This is a genomic window from Kitasatospora sp. McL0602 (genome assembly GCF_052076145.1).
Taxonomy (GTDB): Bacteria; Actinomycetota; Actinomycetes; order Streptomycetales; family Streptomycetaceae; genus Kitasatospora.
In genome coordinates this window covers 3407302-3427624 of sequence record NZ_CP197246.1, presented here as the reverse complement: position 1 = coordinate 3427624, position 20323 = coordinate 3407302, and the positions used below count along the sequence as shown (strand labels likewise).

Annotated in this window: 18 protein-coding genes; 13 read left to right on the top strand and 5 right to left on the bottom strand. The window is 72.4% G+C overall.

What is annotated here, in order from left to right; translation table 11 throughout:
* Window positions 1-262 precede the first annotated feature (262 nt).
* The 11 genes from ACR68M_RS15480 (at window position 263) to ACR68M_RS15430 (ending at window position 15544) form a co-directional block, all read left to right on the top strand.
* The gene (locus ACR68M_RS15480; RefSeq protein ID WP_441251077.1) at window positions 263-1651 is read left to right on the top strand and encodes an efflux RND transporter periplasmic adaptor subunit; all 1389 of its coding nucleotides are present in this window, start codon (window positions 263-265) and stop codon (window positions 1649-1651) included.
* On the top strand, window positions 1651-2433 hold the full coding sequence (locus ACR68M_RS15475) for an ABC transporter ATP-binding protein (RefSeq protein ID WP_441251076.1): 783 nt from the start codon (window positions 1651-1653) through the stop codon (window positions 2431-2433). Before ACR68M_RS15480 ends, ACR68M_RS15475 begins: the two co-directional genes overlap by 1 nt.
* 11 nt (window positions 2434-2444) lie before the next feature.
* The gene (locus tag ACR68M_RS15470; protein WP_441251075.1) at window positions 2445-3635 is read left to right on the top strand and encodes an ABC transporter permease; all 1191 of its coding nucleotides are present in this window, start codon (window positions 2445-2447) and stop codon (window positions 3633-3635) included.
* Between the two features lie 17 nt (window positions 3636-3652).
* On the top strand, window positions 3653-4279 hold the full coding sequence (locus ACR68M_RS15465; RefSeq protein WP_441251074.1) for a hypothetical protein: 627 nt from the start codon (window positions 3653-3655) through the stop codon (window positions 4277-4279).
* Between the two features lie 148 nt (window positions 4280-4427).
* Complete coding sequence (locus tag ACR68M_RS15460) at window positions 4428-5114, top strand: VC0807 family protein (protein ID WP_441251073.1); 687 nt, start codon at window positions 4428-4430, stop codon at window positions 5112-5114.
* A gap of 130 nt (window positions 5115-5244) precedes the next feature.
* Window positions 5245-6003, top strand: coding sequence for a response regulator transcription factor (locus ACR68M_RS15455; RefSeq protein ID WP_441251621.1), 759 nt, complete (start codon window positions 5245-5247; stop codon window positions 6001-6003).
* A gap of 31 nt (window positions 6004-6034) precedes the next feature.
* Window positions 6035-7525, top strand: a complete 1491-nt coding sequence (locus ACR68M_RS15450; RefSeq protein ID WP_441251620.1) for a sensor histidine kinase — start codon at window positions 6035-6037, stop codon at window positions 7523-7525.
* A 209-nt stretch (window positions 7526-7734) separates the two neighbouring features.
* Window positions 7735-9276, top strand: a complete 1542-nt coding sequence (locus ACR68M_RS15445) for a cytochrome ubiquinol oxidase subunit I (RefSeq protein ID WP_441251072.1) — start codon at window positions 7735-7737, stop codon at window positions 9274-9276.
* Window positions 9277-9287: 11 nt separating this feature from the next.
* A complete protein-coding gene (gene cydB / locus ACR68M_RS15440; RefSeq protein WP_441251071.1) occupies window positions 9288-10298 on the top strand; it encodes a cytochrome d ubiquinol oxidase subunit II in 1011 nt (336 codons plus the stop codon).
* A complete protein-coding gene (gene cydD / locus ACR68M_RS15435; RefSeq protein WP_441251070.1) occupies window positions 10298-13747 on the top strand; it encodes a thiol reductant ABC exporter subunit CydD in 3450 nt (1149 codons plus the stop codon). Before cydB ends, cydD begins: the two co-directional genes overlap by 1 nt.
* A 24-nt stretch (window positions 13748-13771) precedes the next feature.
* Window positions 13772-15544, top strand: a complete 1773-nt coding sequence (locus tag ACR68M_RS15430; RefSeq protein WP_441251069.1) for a sensor histidine kinase — start codon at window positions 13772-13774, stop codon at window positions 15542-15544.
* A gap of 30 nt (window positions 15545-15574) precedes the next feature.
* Here the strand turns inward: ACR68M_RS15430 and ACR68M_RS15425 are convergent, their stop codons facing one another.
* The 5 genes from ACR68M_RS15425 to ACR68M_RS15405 form a co-directional block, all read right to left on the bottom strand.
* Window positions 15575-16399: an HAD family hydrolase gene (locus ACR68M_RS15425; RefSeq protein ID WP_441251068.1), complete on the bottom strand. Its 825-nt coding sequence runs from the start codon at window positions 16397-16399 to the stop codon at window positions 15575-15577.
* A 46-nt stretch (window positions 16400-16445) separates the two neighbouring features.
* Entirely contained in the window at window positions 16446-17318 is an 873-nt protein-coding gene (locus tag ACR68M_RS15420; RefSeq protein ID WP_441251067.1) for a hypothetical protein, read from the bottom strand.
* Window positions 17319-17395: 77 nt separating this feature from the next.
* Window positions 17396-17833, bottom strand: a complete 438-nt coding sequence (locus tag ACR68M_RS15415; protein WP_441251066.1) for a DUF6153 family protein — start codon at window positions 17831-17833, stop codon at window positions 17396-17398.
* A gap of 67 nt (window positions 17834-17900) precedes the next feature.
* Window positions 17901-18500 carry a hypothetical protein gene (locus ACR68M_RS15410; protein ID WP_441251065.1) on the bottom strand — a complete coding sequence of 200 codons (600 nt, stop codon included), beginning with the start codon at window positions 18498-18500 and terminating at the stop codon, window positions 17901-17903.
* A 62-nt stretch (window positions 18501-18562) separates the two neighbouring features.
* The gene (locus ACR68M_RS15405) at window positions 18563-19450 is read right to left on the bottom strand and encodes an LLM class flavin-dependent oxidoreductase (protein ID WP_441251064.1); all 888 of its coding nucleotides are present in this window, start codon (window positions 19448-19450) and stop codon (window positions 18563-18565) included.
* 98 nt (window positions 19451-19548) lie between these two features.
* Here ACR68M_RS15405 and ACR68M_RS15400 point away from each other — a divergent pair, with 98 nt between their 5' ends.
* Both ACR68M_RS15400 and ACR68M_RS15395 read left to right on the top strand, forming a co-directional pair.
* Complete coding sequence (locus ACR68M_RS15400; protein ID WP_441251063.1) at window positions 19549-19830, top strand: hypothetical protein; 282 nt, start codon at window positions 19549-19551, stop codon at window positions 19828-19830.
* Entirely contained in the window at window positions 19827-20219 is a 393-nt protein-coding gene (locus tag ACR68M_RS15395; RefSeq protein ID WP_441251062.1) for a type II toxin-antitoxin system VapC family toxin, read from the top strand. Before ACR68M_RS15400 ends, ACR68M_RS15395 begins: the two co-directional genes overlap by 4 nt.
* Window positions 20220-20323: the final 104 nt, after the last annotated feature.

The following is a 20323-nucleotide window of genomic DNA, read 5'->3' as shown; positions in this document are numbered from 1 at the left end:
CGGCGGCACCACCCGCAAGGCCCTGTGCCTCCCCCACCGGATTCCGGTCGGTGGAGGCACAGGGCCTTTCCCGTTGCTGGGTCAGAACCGCACCCGGATGTGCTGGGAAGTCCCTGGGAGTTGGATCAACGGTTGGCCAGTGGAAGGTAGAGGGCTTGGCGTCGAGGTCCGGCTTTGGTTGGAGATGTCCGGATTGCTGGGCTCAGGTGGCTCACAGGCGGGGCACAGGAGTTGGCAAGAGCGCCGGGTCAGGCTGTGCGGCATGAAGGTACTTCCGCGACGGCGTGGTGCCGTCCTGGTCAACTCCGCGCTCGGCGTGGCCCTGCTGGCCGGGGCGGCGCTGGCGTACACCACACTGGACAGCGGGACGAGTTCGGCTGTCGGCAAGACTCAGATTCGCAGTGCCACGGTCACCAAGGGGACCGTGCTGGCCACCGTGTCCGGTTCGGGCACGCTCTCGTCGCCCAGCGACGCCGGGCAGGACTTCGTCACCGGCGGGAAGCTGACGGCCGTCAAGGTCGCGGTCGGGGACGCGGTGAAGAAGGGGCAGGTGCTGGCCACCGTCGACCCGACGGCGGCTCAGCAGCAGGTGGACGCGGCGCAGTCCGCGCTCACGGCGGCCGACGCCAACCTCACCAAGGCCGAGGCCGGGGTGACCACCACGACGACCAGTCAGATCCCCGGCAGCGGGAGCGGTGGCAGTGGTGGCAGCGGCAGCGGTGGCGGCACCAGGGGCCAGACCCAGACGCCCACCCCGCAGACCACCACCGTCACCACCACCAAGGTGGACGACGCCCAGGTCGCCCAGGCCCAGCAGCAGGTCGGCACCGCGAAGACCGCCCTGGCGAACGCCGAGACGGCGCTGACCGGCACGACGCTGTACGCGTCCGCCGACGGCACGGTCGCCTCGGTCTCCGGCAAGGTCGGCGACACGGTGGGCAGCACCTCGGGCGCCAGCACCGGCAGCACCGGCAGCGGCTCCAAGTCCTCCTCCGGGAGCGGCTCCACGTCGAGCAGCAGCGGGTCGGCGCTCAGCGGTTTCATCGTGCTGACCAACCCGACCGGGATGCAGGTCAGCGCGGCGTTCTCCGAGCTGGACTCGCTCAAGCTGAAGAAGGGCGAGGCGGCCACCGTCACGCTCAACGCGCAGTCCGACACCAAGCTCAACGCGACCGTGCTGTCGGTGAGTTCGCTGCCGACGACGAGCGGCAGCGGCTCCTCCGGCGCGGTGCAGTACGGCGCGCTGCTGCAGATCACCGGCGACACCAGCAAGCTGCGCACCGGCCTGAGCGCCACCATCTCGGTGGTCACGGGTGAGGCGGACAACGCCCTCTCGGTGCCGACGGCCGGGCTGGCCGGGACGGGCAGCAGCCGGACGGCCACGCTCGTCCACGACGACGGCACCACCGAGCGGGTGGACGTCACCGTCGGTGTCGAGGGCGACTCGACCGTGCAGGTCGTCTCCGGGCTGCAGGCGGGCGACAAGGTGCAGCTCGCCTCCACCACGGCGGGGACGGGGAACGGCTTCCCCAGCGGCAACTTCCCCGGTCTGACCGGCGGCCTCGGCGGCGGTACTGGCGGTGGTGGCGGCGGCGGCCGTACCGGCGGTGGCGGCGGCGGTAACGGTGGCGGCGGCGGGGGCCGGGGCTGATGCCGGGTCAGCAGCCCCCCGTCATCCAGATCCGCAGCGTCACCAAGTCCTACGGCCACGGGGACGCGACGGTGCACGCGCTGCGCGGCCCGGACGACCCGGTGACGGGTGGCCCGGCGGGCGTGACCCTGGATGTCGAGCAGGGTGACTTCGTGGCGGTGATGGGCAGTTCGGGCTCCGGCAAGTCGACGCTGATGAACATCCTCGGCTGCCTGGACGTACCGACGGCCGGCCGCTACCTGCTGGACGGCATCGACGTCGGGCACCTGGACGAGGGGCAGCTCTCGCTGGTCCGCAACAGGAAGATCGGATTCATCTTCCAGTCGTTCAACCTGGTGCCGCGCACCACCGCACTTGCCCAGGTCGAGCTGCCGCTCGCCTACGCGGGTGTCCGCTCCGCCGAGCGGCGGGAGCGGGCGATGGCCGCCCTCACCCTGGTCGGGCTGGCGGGCAGGGCCGGGCACAAGCCGAACGAACTCTCCGGTGGCCAGCAGCAACGTGTCGCTGTGGCACGGGCGTTGGTCACCGCCCCGGCGATGCTGCTGGCGGACGAACCGACCGGGAACCTGGACAGCCGCTCGACCGAGGAGGTGCTGTCGATCATCGACAACCTCAACGCGACCGGCCGCACCGTCGTCCTGATCACCCATGAGGACGAAGTCGCCCGGCATGCCAAGCGGGTGATCCGCCTGATGGACGGCGCGATCATCCACGACGTACGACAGGGCCCGGTAGGCGGGCCGCCGCCCGCTCTGGCCCGGCGTGTGGGAGTGCGCACATGATCCTCTGGCAGATGATCCGCTTCGCAGTCGGCGGCCTGGCCGCCAACAAGGTGCGCTCGGCGCTCACCATGCTCGGTGTGCTGATCGGTGTCGCCTCGGTGATCCTGCTGCTGGCGGTCGGCAACGGCTCCTCGGCGGCGGTCAAGAACTCGATCACCTCACTTGGCACCAACTCGCTGACGATATCCTCCAGTTCGGCGCGCGGCTCGGGTGCGGCGATGGTGCCGAAGAAGCTCACCGTCGCGGACGCCAAGGCGCTCGCGGCCGGGAACGCACCCGCGATCAAGTCCGTCGCCCCGGTCGTCACCACCACCGCGGCCGCGCTGTACGGCAACATCTCGTACACGCCGGGCTCGGTCATCGGCACCTACCCGGCGTACTTCGAGACGGCCAACCAGAAGGTCACGAAGGGCGACTACTTCAGCAACGACGACGTGCTGAACTCCCGCAAGGTCGCGGTGATCGGCTCGACCACCGCCACCCAGCTCTTCGACACCGAGGACCCGGTCGGCAAGAAGGTCGTCATCGGTGGCACCCCCTTCACCGTCGTCGGCGTGCTGCAGACCAAGGGCAGCACCGGCTTCAACGACCCGGACGACGTGGTGATCGCGCCGCTGCCGACCGTGCAGAACGCCTTCACCGGCTTCGGCTCCGTCAACCAGATCCTGGTGCAGGCGAGTTCGGCCGACACCACGGCGGACGCGCAGAGCGACATCACCCGCATCCTGATGGGCACCCATGCGCTCGCCGACCCGACCAAGCTCGACTTCCGGGTCAGCAACCAGGCCTCGCTGCTGACGGCCAGGGAGAGCACCACCAAGACCTTCACGGTGCTGCTCGGCGCGGTGGCGGCGATCTCGCTGCTGGTCGGCGGGATCGGCATCACCAACATCATGCTGGTCACCGTCACCGAACGGACCAGGGAGATCGGCATCCGGAAGGCCCTCGGCGCGCCCAAAGGCGTCATCCTCGGGCAGTTCCTCACCGAGTCGACGCTGCTGTCGGTGATCGGTGCGGGGCTCGGGGTGATCGCCGGGATCGCCGGCTCGCACTTCAGCATCGTCGGCATCAAGCCGGTGGTCATCCCGGAGTCCGTGCTCGGGGCCTTCGCCATCGCGGTGGCCATCGGGCTGTTCTTCGGCAGCTACCCCGCCAACCGGGCCGCCTCGCTGCGCCCGATCGACGCCCTCCGGCACGAGTGAACCAGGAGCACCCAGACATGCCCGCAGAGAAGGAACCGCAGCTGGAGCTGCTGGCCGCCGCGCCGGACGCCCGCGACATCACCGCCGAGCTCGCCGCGCCGCCGCGTCGAAAGCTGCCCTGGCTGACGCTGGTGCTGGCCGGTGCCGTCGTCGCCACCGTCTCCTTCGCCGGGGGCGTCTGGTACGAGCAGGGCAACGGCAAGAGCGCCACCAGCACCCGCGCCTCGGGCCAGACCCGTGGCCAGGGCGGCCAGGGCGGGGCCAACGCCCAGGGCGGCTACGGCCAGCGCCGCGGCGGCGGGGCCGGCGGCAACGGCCAGGGCGGTGGCCAGGGCGGCTTCACCCGTGGCACGGTCAAGACCGTCGACGGGAACACCGTCTACCTCACCGACGCCAACGGCAACACCGTCAAGGTGACCACCGGTGACGCGACCAAGGTGCAGCTCAACAAGGAGGGCAAGGTCTCCGACCTCCAGCCCGGCCAGAGCGTCGTCGTGGTCGGCACCCCCGACGCGTCGGGCGGCTACAACGCCACCCAGCTCACCGAGGGCGGCGCCGCCGGTGGCTTCGGCGGCGGCGGGTTCGGCGGTGGTGGCGGCGGAAACGGTGGCGGCAACGGCGGTGGCGGGGCCCCGCGCGGCTAGCCGTCCCAGAGCTGTGGCCACCCCGGGGGTGCGGTCCCCCCTTGTCCCCCGGGGTGGTCACTTGTCCGCGTACGCCCGGTCATGGCGCGACTGACGGGCCGTCCGCTACTGTCCGATCCGACCAATCAGATCACTGTCGGGGGACACCATGTCGGATCTTGCTCCGGCCCGCAAGGGCAGCTCCACCGCGCTCGGTTGGGCGCTCACCGTCGGCTGCAACATGATCGCCCCGGTGGTGACGTACGGTCAGCTGACCGACCACGGCTACGGCGAGTTCACCGCTCTGCTGGCCTCGATGGTCTGGCCGGTGATCGACCTCGCCATCCACCTGGCCTGGCGCCGCCGGGTCGACGAGTTCGCCGTGCTGAGCCTGATCTTCCTCGCCCTCACCGTCGTCGTGACGCTGGTCGGCCCGCACTCCGCCCGGCTGCTGCTGATCAAGGACTCCGCCGTCACCGGCCTCTTCGGCCTGGTCTGCCTGGCGACGCTGGCCGCCCCGCGCCCGCTGATGTTCTACTTCGGCCGCAAGTTCGCCACCGACGGCACCGTCGAGGGCGCCGCCCGCTGGAACGACCTCTGGCAGTACCCCACCTTCCGCACCGTGCAGCGCAACCTCACCATCGGCTGGGGCCTCGCGTACGTCGCCGAGGCGGTGGCGCGGATCGGCCTCTCGTACACCCTGGACACCGGCCAGATGGTGACGCTGAACTCGGTCCTCAGCTACGGCGTGACCGGGCTGCTGGTGCTCTGGACGATCACCTACGCCAAGCGGGCCAAGGCCAGGGGCGCCGCCGCAACGGCCGCCGCAGCCGCAGCGGCCGTCGGCGCAGCGTGATCGCAGGCGTACGGCGGGGCTCCTCGCGAGCCCTCTAATCCAGCCTTCATCAACCCGGATTAGCCTCCCCGAGCTATCGTCCTTCGAGGATGGGAACGAACGACCGGGAGGCGGAGCAGCCGTGCAAGGGATTTTGTCGACCGGCCAACAGGCGGCGGCGGGCAGCCCCGCGAGCGGCGAGGCGTTCCTGCTGGTCGTGGACGACGAGCCGAACATCCGGGAGCTGCTCTCCGCGTCGCTGCGGTTCTCCGGGTTCCGGGTCGCCTCCGCGGCGACCGGGGAGGAAGCGCTCGCGGCCGTGGCCAGCGAGCGGCCCGACCTCGTCGTGCTCGACGTGATGCTGCCCGACCTGGACGGCTTCACCGTCGTCGAGCGGCTGCGCGAGCAGGCCCAGTGGCCGCAGCCGGCCGAGCACGTGCCGGTGCTGCTGCTCACCGCCAAGGACGGCACCGGTGACAAGGTGCAGGGCCTGGCGGCCGGGGCGGACGACTACGTGACCAAGCCGTTCAGTCTGGAGGAGCTGATCGCCCGCATCCGGGCGATCCTCCGCCGGGCGGGCGGCCCGGCCGAGGACGGCCGGCTCACGGTCGGCGACCTGACCCTCGACCCGCTCGCCCACGAGGTGACGCGGGCCGGGCAGTCCGTCGCGCTCTCGCCGACCGAGTTCAAGCTGCTGCACTACCTGATGGCCAACGTCGGCCGGGTGGTCTCGAAGGCGCAGATCCTCGACCACGTGTGGGCGTACGACTTCGGCGGCGACCTCTCGATCGTCGAGTCGTACATCTCCTACCTGCGCCGCAAGCTCGACTCCGGCGCCGCCCACGGGCCGAAGCTGATTCACACCGTCCGGGGCATCGGCTACGCGCTGCGCCGGCCGCCGCAGGGCTGACGCCAAGAGGAACGTGACCGGAGACGTGACCATGTGGCGCCGCTTCTCGCCCACCCGCTTCTCGCTGCGGGCCCGGCTGCTCGTCCTCGCCCTGGTGCTGGTCACCACCGGCCTGGCGGTCAGTGACTGCGTCGTCCTGGGCACCGTGCGCGGGCAGCTGGTGGAGCGGGCCGACCAGCAGCTGCGGCGCTTCGCCGAGCAGGTCGCGCACCGCCCGCCGGGGGCCTCGCGCGCCCAGGGGCAGGGGCCGAACGTCAAGCGGACCGGCCAGTTCCTGCCCAGCCAGTACGTGGTGCAGTACCTGGGCTCGGACGGTCGCGTCCGGCAGACGATGCGCCAGCCGATCACCGACAGCGACCCGGCGCCGGAGCTGGACGACCTCACCCCGGAGCTGCTCTCCGCCCGCCAGAACACCAGCTTCGACGTCTCGGACGAGCACGGCCCCGGCACCTGGCGGGTGGTCGTGCTGCCGCTGGCCCGGTCGGCGTTCAGCTCCGACTCGGCCGCCCCGTCGTACCTGCTGGCGGCAGTCTCGCTGGACGACGTCGAGGCCACCGTCGGCAAGCTGCGGGCCGCCTTCCTGGCGATCGGCGGCGCGGTGCTGGTGCTCATCGCGGCGCTCGGCTTCTTCGCCGTCCGGGCCGGGCTGCGGCCGCTGGCCCGGATCGGGCAGGACGCCGAGCTGATCGCCGCCGGCCGGCTCTCGCACCGGATGCCAGAGCTGGCGCCGGGCACCGAGATCGGGCGGCTGTCCGGCTCGCTGAACGAGATGCTCACCCAGATCGAGGCGGCCTTCGCGGCCCGCGCCGAGTCCGAGGCCCGGATGCGGCGGTTCGTCGCGGACGCCTCGCACGAGCTGCGTACGCCGCTCGCGGGCATCCGGGGCTTCGCCGAGCTGTACCGGATGGGTGCGCTGGCCGGGCCCACCGACGTCGAGCGGACGATGCACCGGATCGAGAGCGAGGCCGTCCGGATGGGCGGCCTGGTCGAGGACCTGCTGCTGCTGGCCCGGCTGGACGAGGAGCGCCCGCTCGACCTCGCCCCGATGGACCTGCGCACGCTGGCCGCCGACGCCCTGCACGACCTGACCGCGCTCGACCCGGGCCGCCCGGTGGTGCTCACCGGCCCGGCCGGTGCGGGGGCGCCGCAGCCCGCACCGGTGCTCGGGGACGAGTCGCGGCTGCGCCAGGTGGTCACCAACCTGGTCGGCAACGCGGTCAAGCACACCCCGCCGGGCACGGCCGTCCGGATCGGGGTCGGGGCGGCCCCCGGCGGCTGCCTGCTGGAGGTCGCCGACGCGGGGCCGGGCCTCACCGAGGCCCAGGCCGCCCAGGTCTTCGAGCGGTTCTACCGGGTCGACGCCTCGCGCAGCCGCCGGGAGGGCGGCGGCGCCGGGCTGGGTCTGGCGATCGCCTCGGCGCTCGTCCAGGCGCACGGTGGCACCCTCACCCTGGAGACCGCCCCGGGGAGCGGCGCGGCGTTCCGCGTCCTTATCCCGACGGCCCGTCGGGCGATCGGCTGAACCCCGGCTGAACCAGCTCTGACCTGCACTTCTGTCTCATCGTTCGAGACATTCTGCCCCCGGTGTTCGAGGCTCCGGGGGCATGGTGTTTACTGCCCTTGTGAATGTATTCACGTTCACAAGCGGACAAGCTTGAGACGTTCTGCGGTGGTCTCATGCTAAAGATTCTGATTGTCCGACATAGGTGAGATGAGCGGAGAGAGGGCGCAGTGGAGCTAGCAGTCGCTCACGAGACGATCGCGCGATGGCAGTTCGGGATCACCACCGTCTACCACTTCCTCTTCGTACCGTTGACGATCAGTCTGGCCGCGATCGTGGCCGGGCTGGAGACGGCCTGGGTGCGGACGGGCAAGGAGAAGTACTTCCACGCCACCAAGTTCTGGGGCAAGCTCTTCCTGATCAACATCGCGATGGGCGTCGTCACCGGCATCGTCCAGGAGTTCCAGTTCGGGATGAACTGGTCGGACTACTCGCGCTTCGTCGGCGACGTCTTCGGAGCGCCGCTCGCGATGGAGGCGCTGATCGCCTTCTTCTTCGAGTCGACCTTCATCGGCCTGTGGATCTTCGGCTGGGACAAGCTGCCGAAGAAGATCCACTGCGCCTGCATCTGGATGGTCGCCCTCGGCACCGTGCTCTCGGCGTACTTCATCCTGGCCGCCAACTCCTGGATGCAGCACCCCGTCGGGTACCACGTCGACCCCGCGACGGGGAAGGCGCAGCTCACCGACATCGGCGCGGTGCTCTTCCAGAACACCACCCTGGTCGTCGTCTTCCACACCCTGACCGCCGCCTTCCTCACCGGCGCCGCCTTCATGGTCGGCATCTCCTCGCTGCACCTCTGGCGGGGGAAGAAGAACGGCACCGACGACCCGAAGAAGACCGCCTCGATGCTCACCTCGCTGCGCGTCGGCCTGGTCATCGCCGTCGTCGCCGGGCTCGGCACCGCGATCAGCGGCGACAGCCTCGCCAAGGTGATGTTCGAGCAGCAGCCGATGAAGATGGCCGCCGCCGAGGCGCTCTGGGACACCCAGAGCCCGGCGCCGTTCTCGATCTTCGCCGTCGGCAACGTCAATGAGGGCCACAACTCGGTGGAGTTGGAGATCCCCGGGATACTGTCCTTCCTCGCCAAGAGCGACTTCAGCTCGCCCGTCCCCGGCATCAACGACACCGCCGCCGCCGAGGCCGCGAAGTTCGGCGGGCAGCCGACCGACTACATCCCGAACATCTTCGTCACGTACTGGGGCTTCCGCCTCATGATCGGCTTCGGGATGACCTCCTTCGTCGCCGCGCTGATCGGGCTCTGGACGACCAGGCGGAAGTTCTGGCTGGCCCCCGAACACCGGGTCGGCGAGGGGGAGGTGCCGAAGCTGATGCTCACCAAGAACCGCGAGATGAGCATCTTCTTCACCCGGTGGAGCTGGCGGATCGGCATCCTGACCATGGGATTCCCGCTGATCGCCAACAGCTTCGGCTGGGTCTTCACCGAGATGGGCCGTCAGCCCTGGGCCGTCTTCGGCCTGATGACGACCGCCCACGCCGTCTCGCCGAACGTCAGCGTCACCACCCAGCTGATCGCGCTCAGCACCTTCACCGCGCTCTACGCCGTCCTCGCCGTGATCGAGGTGAGGCTGCTGGCCAAGTACGCGAACGCCGGGCCCGTCACCTCCGAGCAGCCCCCGGCGAAGGACCCGACCCTGCGCGGGCCGTCCTCCGACGAGGACGCCGACAAGCCACTCGCCTTCGCCTACTGAGGACAGAGAGCATGCAACTCCACGACGTCTGGTTCGTCCTGATCGCCGTCCTCTGGATCGGCTACTTCTTCCTCGAGGGCTTCGACTTCGGCATCGGCGTACTCACCAAGCTGCTCGCCCGTGACCGCGCCGAGCGCCGCGTCCTGATCAACACCATCGGCCCGGTCTGGGACGGCAACGAGGTCTGGCTGCTCACCGCCGGTGGCGCGACCTTCGCCGCCTTCCCCGACTGGTACGCGACGCTGTTCAGCGGCTTCTACCTGCCGCTGCTGATCATCCTGGTCTGTCTGATCGTGCGCGGCGTCGCCTTCGAGTACCGCGCGAAGCGTAACGGCGAACGCTGGCAGCGGAACTGGGAGCAGGCGATCTTCTGGACCTCGCTGCTGCCGGCCTTCCTCTGGGGCGTCGCCTTCGCCAACATCGTGCACGGCGTCGACATCGACAAGGACAAGAACTACGTCGGCAGCTTCTGGGACCTGCTGAACCCGTACGCCATCCTCGGCGGGCTCGTCACCCTCAGCCTCTTCACCTTCCACGGCGCCGTCTTCGCCTCGCTCAAGACCGCCGGTGACATCCGGCTGCGGGCCCGCGCCGTCGCGCTCCAACTCGGCCTCGTCACAGCAGTGTTGGCGCTGGTCTTCCTGAGCTGGACGCAGGCCCACCAGGGCGACGGCTGGAGCCTGGCCGCCATGGTGATCGCCGTGCTGGCCCTGGTCGCCGCCCTGGTGGCCAACCAACTCGGCAGGGAGGGCTGGGCGTTCACCTTCTCCGGGCTGACGATCGTGGCCGCCGTGGCGATGCTCTTCCTCTCGCTCTTCCCCGACGTGATGCCCTCGACCCTCAACCCCGACTGGTCGCTGACGGCCGCCAACGCCGCCTCCTCCCCGTACACGCTCAAGCTGATGACCGTCGTCGCAGCGGTCTTCACCCCGCTCGTGCTGCTCTACCAGGGCTGGACGTACTGGGTGTTCCGCCGCCGGATCGGCGTCCAGCACATCCCGGCCGTCCCTGCTGACCACTGATGCGGCCCGTCGACCCCCGGCTGCTGCGCTACGCCGGAGCCACCCGTGCCTTCCTCGCCGCGTCCGTGCTGCTCGGCGGGGCGGGCGCGGCCCTGGTCGTCGCGCAGGCGAGCCTGATCGCCGAGCTCGTCGTCCGGGCCTTCCAGCAGCAGGCGTACGACCTGACCGGCCCGCTGCTCCTGCTGGCCGCCACCGCGCTCGGCCGGGCCCTCGTCGCCTGGCTCACCGAGCTGACGGCGCACCGCTCCGTCGCCCGGGTCAAGTCCGACCTGCGGCGGCAACTGCTGGAGCGGGCCACCGCGCTCGGCCCGGCCTACCTGAGCGGGCGCCGCACCGGCGAGCTGACCACCCTCGCCACCCGGGGCGTCGACGCCCTCGACGACTACTTCGCCCGCTACCTCCCGCAGCTCGCGCTCGCCGTCGTCGTCCCGGCCGTGCTGCTCGCCCGGATCGCCGGGGCCGACTGGGAAGCCGCCGCGATCATCGCCGGCACGCTGCCGCTCATCCCGCTCTTCATGGTGTTGATCGGCCTCGCCACCCAGGCCCGGATGGACCGTCAGTGGCGCACCCTGGCCCGGCTCTCGCACCACTTCCTCGACGTCGTCGCCGGGCTGCCCACCCTCAAGGTCTTCAACCGGGCCAAGGCCCAGGCCCGCACCATCGCCCGGATCACCGACGACTACCGCCGGGCCACCCTGCGCACCCTGCGGATCGCCTTCGTCTCCTCCTTCGCGCTGGAGCTGCTCGCCACCCTCTCCGTCGCGCTGGTCGCCGTCTCGATCGGCTTCCGGCTGGTCGACGGCAGCCTCTCGCTGGAGACCGGGCTGCTCGTCCTGGTGCTCGCCCCCGAGGTGTACCTCCCGCTCCGCCAGGTCGGCGCTCTCTACCACTCCAGCGTCGAGGGCCTCAGCGCCGCCGAGCAGATCTTCGAGGTGCTGGAGACCCCGCTGCCCCCGGCCGGGCGGGTAGCGGCCCCCGACCTCACCCGCGCCACCGTCGAGATCGACTCCCTCACCGTCACCCACCCCGGCCGGGCCCACCCCGCCCTCGACGGCGCCACCCTGACGATCACCCCCGGCACCACCACCGCCCTCACCGGCCCCAGCGGCGCGGGCAAGTCGACGCTGCTGAGTGCCCTGCTCGGCTTCGCGACCCCGGCTTCCGGCCGGGTGCTCATCCACGCGGACGGCGCTACCCACCATCTCGCCGAACTCGACCCCGAGAGTTGGCGGCGGCAGATCGCCTGGGTGCCGCAGCACCCCCACCTGTTCGCCGGGACGGTCGCCGAGAACGTCCGCCTCGCCCGCCCCGAGGCGAGCGACGACGAAGTCCGCGCCGCCCTCGCGGCCGCCCACGCCACCGACTTCGCCGAGCTCACCACCCGCCTCGGCGAAGGCGGCAGCGGCCTCTCCGCCGGGCAGCGCCAACGCCTCGCACTGGCCCGCGCCCTGCTCACCGACCGCCCGCTCGTCCTACTCGACGAACCCACCGCCAACCTGGACGGCGCCAGCGAGGCCACCGTCGTCGAGGCCGTCCGCGCGCTGGCCGGCCGCACCGTCCTGCTCGTCGCCCACCGCCCGGCCCTGCTCGCCGCCGCCGACCACCGGCACCACCTCCCCGGGCCCGCGCTACCGGTCGCCTCCGCGCTCCCGGCCTACGAGGGTCTCGGCCGTCCGGCGCTCGCTGAGCCGCCGGTGGTGGACCTCCCGGCCGAGCCGCGCCTCGCGCTGCCCGTCCTGCTCGGCTCGCTCGCGCTCGGCTGCGCCGTCGCGCTGATGGCCACCTCCGGCTGGCTGATCTCGTACGCGTCCGAGATGCCGCCGGTGCTCTACCTGATGATGGCCGTCACCTCGGTGCGCGCCTTCGGCATCGGCCGCAGCGTCTTCCGCTACGCCGAGCGGCTGGTCTCGCACGACACCGTGCTGCGCGCCCTCGGCGGCGTCCGCACCGCCGTCCACCGCAGGCTGGAGCAGCTCGCCCCCGCCGCCCTGCCCGTCTTCCGCCGGGGCGACCTGCTCTCCCGGCTGGTCGCCGACGTCGACTCGGTGCAGGACCACCACCTGCGCTGGCGGCTGCCCGCCGCCGTCGCCCTGGTCGTCTCGCTCGCCTCCGCCGCCGCGCTGGCCGCCTTCCTCCCGCTCGCCGGGGCGCTGCTCGCGCTCGGGCTGCTGCTCGCCGGGGCGGCCGTGCCCGCGCTGGCGGTCCGGATCTCCGGCCGGGCCGAGCGCCGGCAGGCCCCCGCCCGGGGCGAGCTGGCGGTCTCCGTGGTCGACACCCTCACCGGCACCGCCGAGCTGGCCGTCGCCGGGGCGCTGCCCGCCCGGCTCGCGGCCGCCCGCCACGCCGACGGCCGCCTCACCGCGCTCGCCGCCCGCTCCGCCGCCACCGCCGGGCTCTCCGCCGGGCTGGTCGCCCTCGTCACCGGGCTCACCGTCACCGGCACGGCCTGGGCCGGCGTACGCGGCGTTGGGGCCGGCACCCTGCCGGGCGTCTGCCTGGCCCTGGTCGTGCTGCTGCCGCTGGCCGCCTTCGAGGCCGTCGCCGGGATGCCCACCGCCGTCCAGTACCGCGAGCGCAGCCGGGCCGCCCGAGCCCGGCTCGCCGAGGTGCTGGAGGCCGAGCCGCCCGTCGCCGAGCCCACCGACCCGGTGGCCCTCCCCGTCGCTGCCCTGCCGGTGACCGTACGCGGCCTGACGGCCCGTTGGCCCGGCCGGGCGGCGGATGCGCTGCACGGCGTCGACCTCGACCTCACCCCAGGCCGCCGGGTGGCCGTCGTCGGGCCCTCCGGCTCCGGCAAGACCACGCTCGCCCACGTACTGCTGCGCTTCCTGGAGCAGCGCGCGGGGAGCGTCACGTTCGGTTCTCCACAGCCTGTGGACAGCCGTTCCGTCCCGTCCGACGAAGTGCGCCAGGTGATCGGCCTGTGCGCCCAGGACGCCCACGTCTTCGACAGCTCACTGCGCGAGAACCTCCGGCTCGCCCGGCCCGGGGCCGACGACCCGGCGCTGCGCGCCGCGCTCGGCCGGGCCCGGCTGCTCGACTGGGCCGACACCCTCCCCGAGGGCCTCGACACCATGGTCGGCGAACATGGCGCCCGGCTCTCCGGCGGTCAGCGCCAACGCCTCGCGCTGGCCCGCGCCCTGCTCGCCGACTTCCCCGTGCTCGTCCTCGACGAGCCCGCCGAACACCTCGACCTGCCCACCGCCGACGCCCTCACCGCCGACCTGCTCGCCGCCACCACCGGCCGCACCACCCTGCTGATCACCCACCGGCTCGCCGGCCTGGACGACAGCACCGTCGACGAGGTGCTGGTGCTCGACGGCGGCCGGGTGGTCGAACGCGGCCGCTGGTCCGAGCTCGCCGCCGACCCCGACAGCCGGCTGAGCGCGATGCGCGAGCGCGAACAGCGCGCCGACACGCTGCTCACCGACACCTGCTCCGTGCTCTAAACCGGGACAAACTACGCTCAGCCCATGGAGACTCCCCAGGACCAACCTCCCCACCGCGTGCCCGAGATCGCCTCCCTCGGCCTGGACACCCTGGTCACCGAGGTCTCCGAACGCCTGCAGTCCGCCGCCGCCGTCACCGACCGGATGCAGCGGCTGCTCGAGGCCGTCGTCTCCGTCGGCGCCGGGCTCGACCTGCACGCGACCCTCCAGCGGATCGCCAACGCCGCCGCCGAGCTGGTCGACGCCAAGTACGCGGCCCTCGGCGTCATCTCCCCGCACGCCGACGGGCTCTCCGACTTCATCCACATCGGGGTGGACGACGCCACCGCCGCCGCGATCGGCGAACTCCCCGCCGGGCGCGGCATCCTCGGCGCACTCATCGACCGCCCCGAGCAACTGCGCCTCGACGACCTCGCCGCCGACCCGCGCTCGACCGGCTTCCCCCCGCACCACCCGCCGATGCGCTCCTTCCTCGGCGAGCCCATCCGCGTCCGCGACGAGGTCTTCGGCAATCTCTACCTCACCGAGAAGCGCGGCGGCAGTGCCTTCACCCCCGAGGACGCCCAGGTCGTGCACGCCCTCGCGGCGGCGGCCGGAGTCGCCATCGAGAACGCCCGCCTCTACGAGGAGGGCCTGCGCCGCGAACGCTGGATCGCCGGAGCCTCGGCCGTCACCACCGCGCTGCTCTCCACCGACGAGGCCCAGGTCGCCCTGACCATCGCCGCCGAGCAGGTCCGCGAGCTGGCGGGCGCCGCCCTCGGCATGATCCTGCTGCCGACCGGCGACGGGCAGATGCGGGTCGCCCACGCCTCCGGCGAGGCCGCCGAGTTCGTCAACGGCGAGCTGATGCCGCCGACCAGCTTCGCGGCCGACCTGCTCGCCGGGAACAGCGTCTACCTGGACGACATGTCCAGCGACCCGACGGTGGTGCTGCGGCTGGCCCGCAGCTTCGGCCCCTCGATGGCGGTGCCGATGGTCGCCGCCGGGCGGGTGCTCGGCGGGCTCTGCGTCTGGCGCAGCCGGGGCGCCGCGCCGTTCATGGAGGCGGAGAAGCAGCTCGCCGAGACCTTCGCCTCGCAGTCCGCCCTCGCCCTGCGGCTGGCCGAGGGCCAGCGCGACCAGCAGCGCCTCGCCGTCTTCCAGGACCGCGACCGGATCGCCCGTGACCTCCACGACCTGGTCATCCAGCGGCTGTTCGCGACCGGCATGATGCTGGAGACCGCCGCCCGGCGCGCGATCGTCCCCGACGTGCAGACCGGGATCGGCAAGGCCGTGGACGAGCTGGACGCCACCATCCAGGAGGTCCGCACCACCATCTACGCCCTCCAGCACGACGACACCGGCAACGAGCCCGACACCCTGCGGACCCGGGTCCTGCGCGAGGGCAGCCAGGCCGCCGCCGCCCTCGGCTTCAAGCCGTCGGTGACCTTCACCGGTCCGGTGGAAAGCCTGGTCGGCGAGAAGACCGGCCGCCAACTCCTGGCCGCCCTGCGGGAGATGCTCTCCAACACGGCCCGCCACGCCCGAGCCTCCCGGGTCGGCGTCGAGGTCGACGCGACCGTCCACCTCGACGCACAGGGCCGCCCCGTCCCCGGCGACCCCGAATCCCTCGACCGGGCGGGCCGGCCCGGCGTGCTGCTCACCGTCACCGACGACGGCGTCGGCATCCCCGACGGCGGCCGCCGCAGCGGCCTGCGCAACCTCACCCGCCGCGCCGAGACCCTCGGCGGCGACGCCTGGCACGAGCCTGGCCCGTACGGCAAGGGGACGCGGGTGCGGTGGTCGGCGCGGCTCTGAGCAGTGCTGCTCTGCTCAGTGCTGTTCTGCTCAGCGCTGCTCGATCAGCTGCTCCAGGACGGCCGCGACGCCGTCCTGGTCGTTGCTGAAGGTGTGCTGGGCGACGGCGGCGAGGACATCCGGGTGGGCGTTGGCGACGGCGTACGAGGTGCCGGCCCAGGCGAGCATCTCCAGGTCGTTGGGCATGTCGCCGAAGGCGACCACCTCGGTGCGGTCGATGCCCTGCTCGGCGCACCAACTGGCAAGCGTGCTGGCTTTGGTGACGCCGCGTGCGCTTATCTCGACCATGGCGACCGGTGCCGAGCGGGTGATCTCGGCGAGGTGCCCGGCGGCCCGGCGGGCGGCGGCGAGGAAGGTGTCCGGTTCGAGGGTGGGGTGCTTGGCGAGCAGCTTGAACAGGCCCGCCACCCGCCCGTCGGCGAGCAGCTCCTCCGCCGGGGCGACATCGTGCTGCACGTCGTCCCCCCACATCCGCAGCTCGTACCCCGGCTCCCGGGCCCACCCGCGCGGGTGCTCGAACGCGAAGGCCACGCCCGGGAGTTCGGCCCGCAGCGCCTGGACCAGCGCGAGCGTGTCCGCAGCCCCGAGCGGGAAGCTCTCCAGCAGCTCACCCCGGCGGACGTCGACGACCGCCCCGCCGTTGGAGCAGATCGCGACGCCGTGCCCGCCGATGTGCGGGCTGACCTGCTTCATCCAGCGCGGCGGCCGGCCCGTCACGAACACCACCTGGATGCCCGCGGCCTCCGCCGCCGCGAGCGCGGCGGCGGTCCGGGCCGAGACGGTACCGCCGTCGCACAGCAGCGTGCCGTCGAGGTCGGTGGCGATCAGGCGGGTGCGGCGAGGGGTGATGGTCACCCGTCCATCTTCGCTCACGCCGCCTGATCGCCACCTGTCCCGGTGCTCAGCCGACCTTGAGGGTCAGGGCGGCGGTGTGCAGGACGCCGCCCGTCCGGAACTGCAGGAAGAGCCGCCAGTCACCCGGCTGGGACAGCTCGGCGTGGAAGGGCAGGGTCGGGCCGCCGCCGGTGGTCCCGTTCACCGGGGTCCCGGGGTGCAGGTGGGCGAAGGCCTGGTCGCCGGCGTGGAAGGCGGTCAGGTGCGCGTACGTGTCGAGGTAGGGCTCCAGGTCGGTGACGGGCTTGCCGTCCTTGGCGAAGCCGACCTTCAGCTCGCCCGCCTGCCCCGCCTTCGGGCTGCCCTCGACCGTGACGGTGTAGCCGTCGGCGGTGGTGGAGCCGCTCGCGGCGGGCAGCGGCACGGCCGCCGCCTGCCCCGGCACGGTGACGGCCCGGCTGAGCACCATCGTGGTGCCCCTGCCCGGCCCGCTCGCCGGGGTGAACTGCGTGTACAGCCGCCAGCTGCCCGGCTGGAGCGCGGCGAGCGCGGCCGTCCAGGTGCCGTCCCCGGTGGTGGTCGGGTGCAGGTGCTGGAACCCGGAGAGGTCGCTGCGGACGGCGTAGAAGTGCAGCTGCTTGGTCTGTTCGGTCTCGAAGGCCGTCAGCGGCTTGCCGTCCGGCGCGGCGATCCGGAACCGGAAGTCGGCCGCCGCGCCGGCGGGCAGCTCGCCGCTCAGCGGCTCCAGTCGGTAGCCGCCCTGCTCGGCGGCCAGGCCGTCACCGGCACCCGCCATGGTGGTGGCGGTCGCGCCGTGGGACATGCCGGGCATGTCGCCGCTCATCGAGCCTGCGGAGCCTGCGGATCCGGACGAGCCGCAGGCGGTCAGGGCCAGCGCGAGCGCGGTGGTGGTCAGGGCGTAGCGGATCGGTGAGCGCATGAGAGGTCCCTCAGGGTGTGCGGGAGTGGGCAGGACGCGGCGCCCGGGGTCTCCTCGCGGAGCCCGGGTGCGGCCTGTCACGTCCGTGAGACGCACACCTGGAGCAGTACGGCGCGCCCGCCGGAGGGCGGCGCGCGGGAGCCGTCGGCCGTACCGGCGGGCGGCTCGGGGCAGTGCGGCGGGGCCGCTGCGGCGGCGTACGGCGACGGGCCGGGGGTGGTGAGCGGCAGCCCGTCGCGGCCGGGGGTGGCGAGGCAGGTCTCCCCGGCATGACTGTGCCCGCCGGGGCCGGGGCCGGGGCCGGGGGCTGGGGCGGCCTGCGGGCCGTCCCCGTGGTCGGCCATGGGCATCGCGTGCCCGGCCGGGGCCATGGCCCCGGGGTCGACCGCCGTCCGGTGACAGCCGGTCGCGGCGGCCGCCGGGCTGCCGTGCATCAGGAACAGCCCGGTGAGGACGCCGAACAGCAGCAGGAGCAGCCGGGCCGTCGGCCCGCCACCCTTCGCCGTCCTCGTCACGCCCAGCCTCCACCGTCGTCGTCGTCGTTCCGGTGGTCGACGATACCCCCTCCAGGTACCCGGAGGGTCAGGAGTGCCACAACTCCCGGATGGCGGTGATCCGGCCCGCCGAGTTCTGGGTGATCTCGTACGCGGGGTACGCCGAGCAGCTCAGCGGCGCCTGCACGTCCGCCCCGCCGCTCAGGCAGTCGCCGATGTGCGTCCAGAGATCACCGACCAGAGCACTCTGCGGCGCCCCGCCCTCGCCGGCCAGCTCCGCCTTCACCTCGGGCGCGAACTGGTACGTCTGCTCCGCACCGCCCGCCCGGTAGTGGCCGTCGTTCGGATCGCAGACGTACTCGCCGACGCGGGCGAACATGACCCCCTGCGTCGGCCGCGCCCTCGGCACCACGACGTGGTGGCCGGGGGCGAGGGCGGGCGTGCTGCAGTCCATCCCGGGGGCGTCGTCCGAGGGCTGCGTCTTGGGTGTGGGCGTGCGGGAGCTGGGCGCGTCCGGCACGGCCTGGACGGGCGGCGCGGTGCTGCCCGCAGCCTGCGTGGTGACCGCGACCGGCGGAGGCGCCGCCGCCCCCGCCCCGCCGCCCGGCCGGCACCCGGCCAGCCCCAGCGCGCCCGCCACCAGGCCCGTCACCACACCCGCCACCGCGACCGACCGCCGAGCCGACATCCGCTGCTCCCCCTGACCGAGAACCACCTACCGCTGACGGTCCGACAGACTATCCGCCGCACTCAACCCAGCTGAGCCAGGCCCTCGGTGGCGATCCGCTCGAAGACCGCGAGGTCGTTCTCGAAGATCGAGCCGGGCACCGGCCAGTGGATCACCAGCTCGGTGATGCCCAGCTCCCGGTACGTCCCCGCCCAGTCCACGAACGCGTCCAGCGACTCCAGCGGCCGCTCCGCCGTCGAGCCCTGCAGCAGCACCTTCTCCAGCTCGCCCGCATCCCGGCCCCGCGCCTCGCAGACGGCCGTCAGCTTGGCCAGCTGCGCCGCGATCACGGCGGGCGCCTGCTCGACCGGCACCTCCGCCGGGCCCTTCGGGTCGCCGTACGTGACCCAGCCCTGCCCGTACTCGGCCGCCAGCCGTAGCCCGCGCGGGCCGGTCGCGGCGACGTAGAACGGCACCCGGGGCTGCTGCACGCACCCGGGGATGTTCCGCGCCTCGACCGCCGAGTAGAACGTGCCCTCCTCGGTCGTCGAGTCCTGCGTCAGCAGCTTGTCGAGCAGCGGCACGAACTCCGCGAACCGGTCCGCCCGCTCCTTCGGCGACCAGGCCTCCTGCCCCATCGCCGTCGCGTCGAACCCGACCCCGCCGGCCCCGACCCCCACCGTCAGCCGCCCACCCGACACGTCGTCGACCGACACCAGCTCCTTCGCCAGCGTCACCGGATGCCGGAAGTTCGGCGAGGTCACGAGCGTGCCGAGCCTGATCCGCTCGGTCGCCGCAGCAGCCGCCGTCAGCGTCGGCACCGCCCCGAACCACGGCTCGTCCCGGAACGACCGCCACGACAGGTGGTCGTAGGTGTAGGCGGAGTGGAAGCCGAGGTCCTCGGCCTGCCGCCAGATCTTCTGCCCCTCGCTCCACCGGTGGATGGGAAGGATCACTGTGCTCAGACGCATATTCGCGACCCTACGTGCATCAGGGGCCGGGAGGCACGGTTGAGCGCTTCAGGGCTGATCGCCAGCAGCCTCACACATCATGTACTACAGTTTTTTTCATGGATACACCTCGTCCTGGCAAGACCCGAGTCACCAGCGTCTCCCTGCGAGCCGAGACCCTGGAAGCGATCCGCGCACGCGCCGGCAAACAGGGCATCTCCTCATACATCGAGGAGGCCGTGCAACGACAGCTCCAGCGCGAAGCAATCGACGAATTCATCGAGGCTGCCGAAGCCGAGCACGGACCGGTGGATCCGGCCGATGTGGCGGCCAAGGCCGAGCGCATTCGCGCGCACCACGTCGCTCACCGCGGAGACTCCGCCCCGGCGGACGCCGCGTGAGCGGCACCCTTGTTCTCGACAGCGAGGCTCTCTCGAAGCTCTCCCGGCGGCATCGCGACATGACCACGTGGCTGGACGTCGCCCGCACGCTGGATCTTCTGGTGGTGACGAGCGCGGCCACACTGGTGGAGGCGCGTGACCCGAAGGTGCCGCAGGCGGCGTTCGATCACGCGGTCTCCCTGGCCAAGGTACGGCCCGTCACCGAGGAGATCGCACGTGCCGCGAGCAAGCTGCTCGTAGCCGAGGGCCTTCACGGCCACAAGCACGCCATCGATGCGATGCTCGCCGCCACCGCCCACCTGGAACACGGCGACGTGACCGTCGTGACCAGCGATGTCGATGACCTGCGACGGCTGTGCCAACGCCGCATCGCGGTTGAGCCGATCTGACCCGCTCCTTCCGTCCCTTCGGCCGCGTCCCCGCAGGTCAGGATGCGACGGGTGAAAGCGGGTTGACCGAGGTCACCAGGTGGTCGGGTGTAGTCGGAGTGGAA

Bases quoted from the DNA above. Each gene is read 5' to 3' on its own strand.
- ACR68M_RS15420 (WP_441251067.1), bottom strand. From the start codon at position 17,318: ATGCGCTCACCGATCCGCTACGCCCTGACCACCACCGCGCTCGCGCTG.
- ACR68M_RS15480 (WP_441251077.1), top strand. From the start codon at position 263: ATGAAGGTACTTCCGCGACGGCGTGGTGCCGTCCTGGTCAACTCCGCG.
- cydB (WP_441251071.1), top strand. From the start codon at position 9,288: ATGCAACTCCACGACGTCTGGTTCGTCCTGATCGCCGTCCTCTGGATC.
- ACR68M_RS15475 (WP_441251076.1), top strand. From the start codon at position 1,651: ATGCCGGGTCAGCAGCCCCCCGTCATCCAGATCCGCAGCGTCACCAAG.
- ACR68M_RS15470 (WP_441251075.1), top strand. From the start codon at position 2,445: ATGATCCGCTTCGCAGTCGGCGGCCTGGCCGCCAACAAGGTGCGCTCG.
- ACR68M_RS15410 (WP_441251065.1), bottom strand. From the start codon at position 18,500: ATGTCGGCTCGGCGGTCGGTCGCGGTGGCGGGTGTGGTGACGGGCCTG.
- ACR68M_RS15465 (WP_441251074.1), top strand. From the start codon at position 3,653: ATGCCCGCAGAGAAGGAACCGCAGCTGGAGCTGCTGGCCGCCGCGCCG.
- ACR68M_RS15400 (WP_441251063.1), top strand. From the start codon at position 19,549: ATGGATACACCTCGTCCTGGCAAGACCCGAGTCACCAGCGTCTCCCTG.
- ACR68M_RS15450 (WP_441251620.1), top strand. From the start codon at position 6,035: ATGTGGCGCCGCTTCTCGCCCACCCGCTTCTCGCTGCGGGCCCGGCTG.
- cydD (WP_441251070.1), top strand. From the start codon at position 10,298: ATGCGGCCCGTCGACCCCCGGCTGCTGCGCTACGCCGGAGCCACCCGT.
- ACR68M_RS15405 (WP_441251064.1), bottom strand. From the start codon at position 19,450: ATGCGTCTGAGCACAGTGATCCTTCCCATCCACCGGTGGAGCGAGGGG.
- ACR68M_RS15460 (WP_441251073.1), top strand. From the start codon at position 4,428: ATGTCGGATCTTGCTCCGGCCCGCAAGGGCAGCTCCACCGCGCTCGGT.
- ACR68M_RS15430 (WP_441251069.1), top strand. From the start codon at position 13,772: ATGGAGACTCCCCAGGACCAACCTCCCCACCGCGTGCCCGAGATCGCC.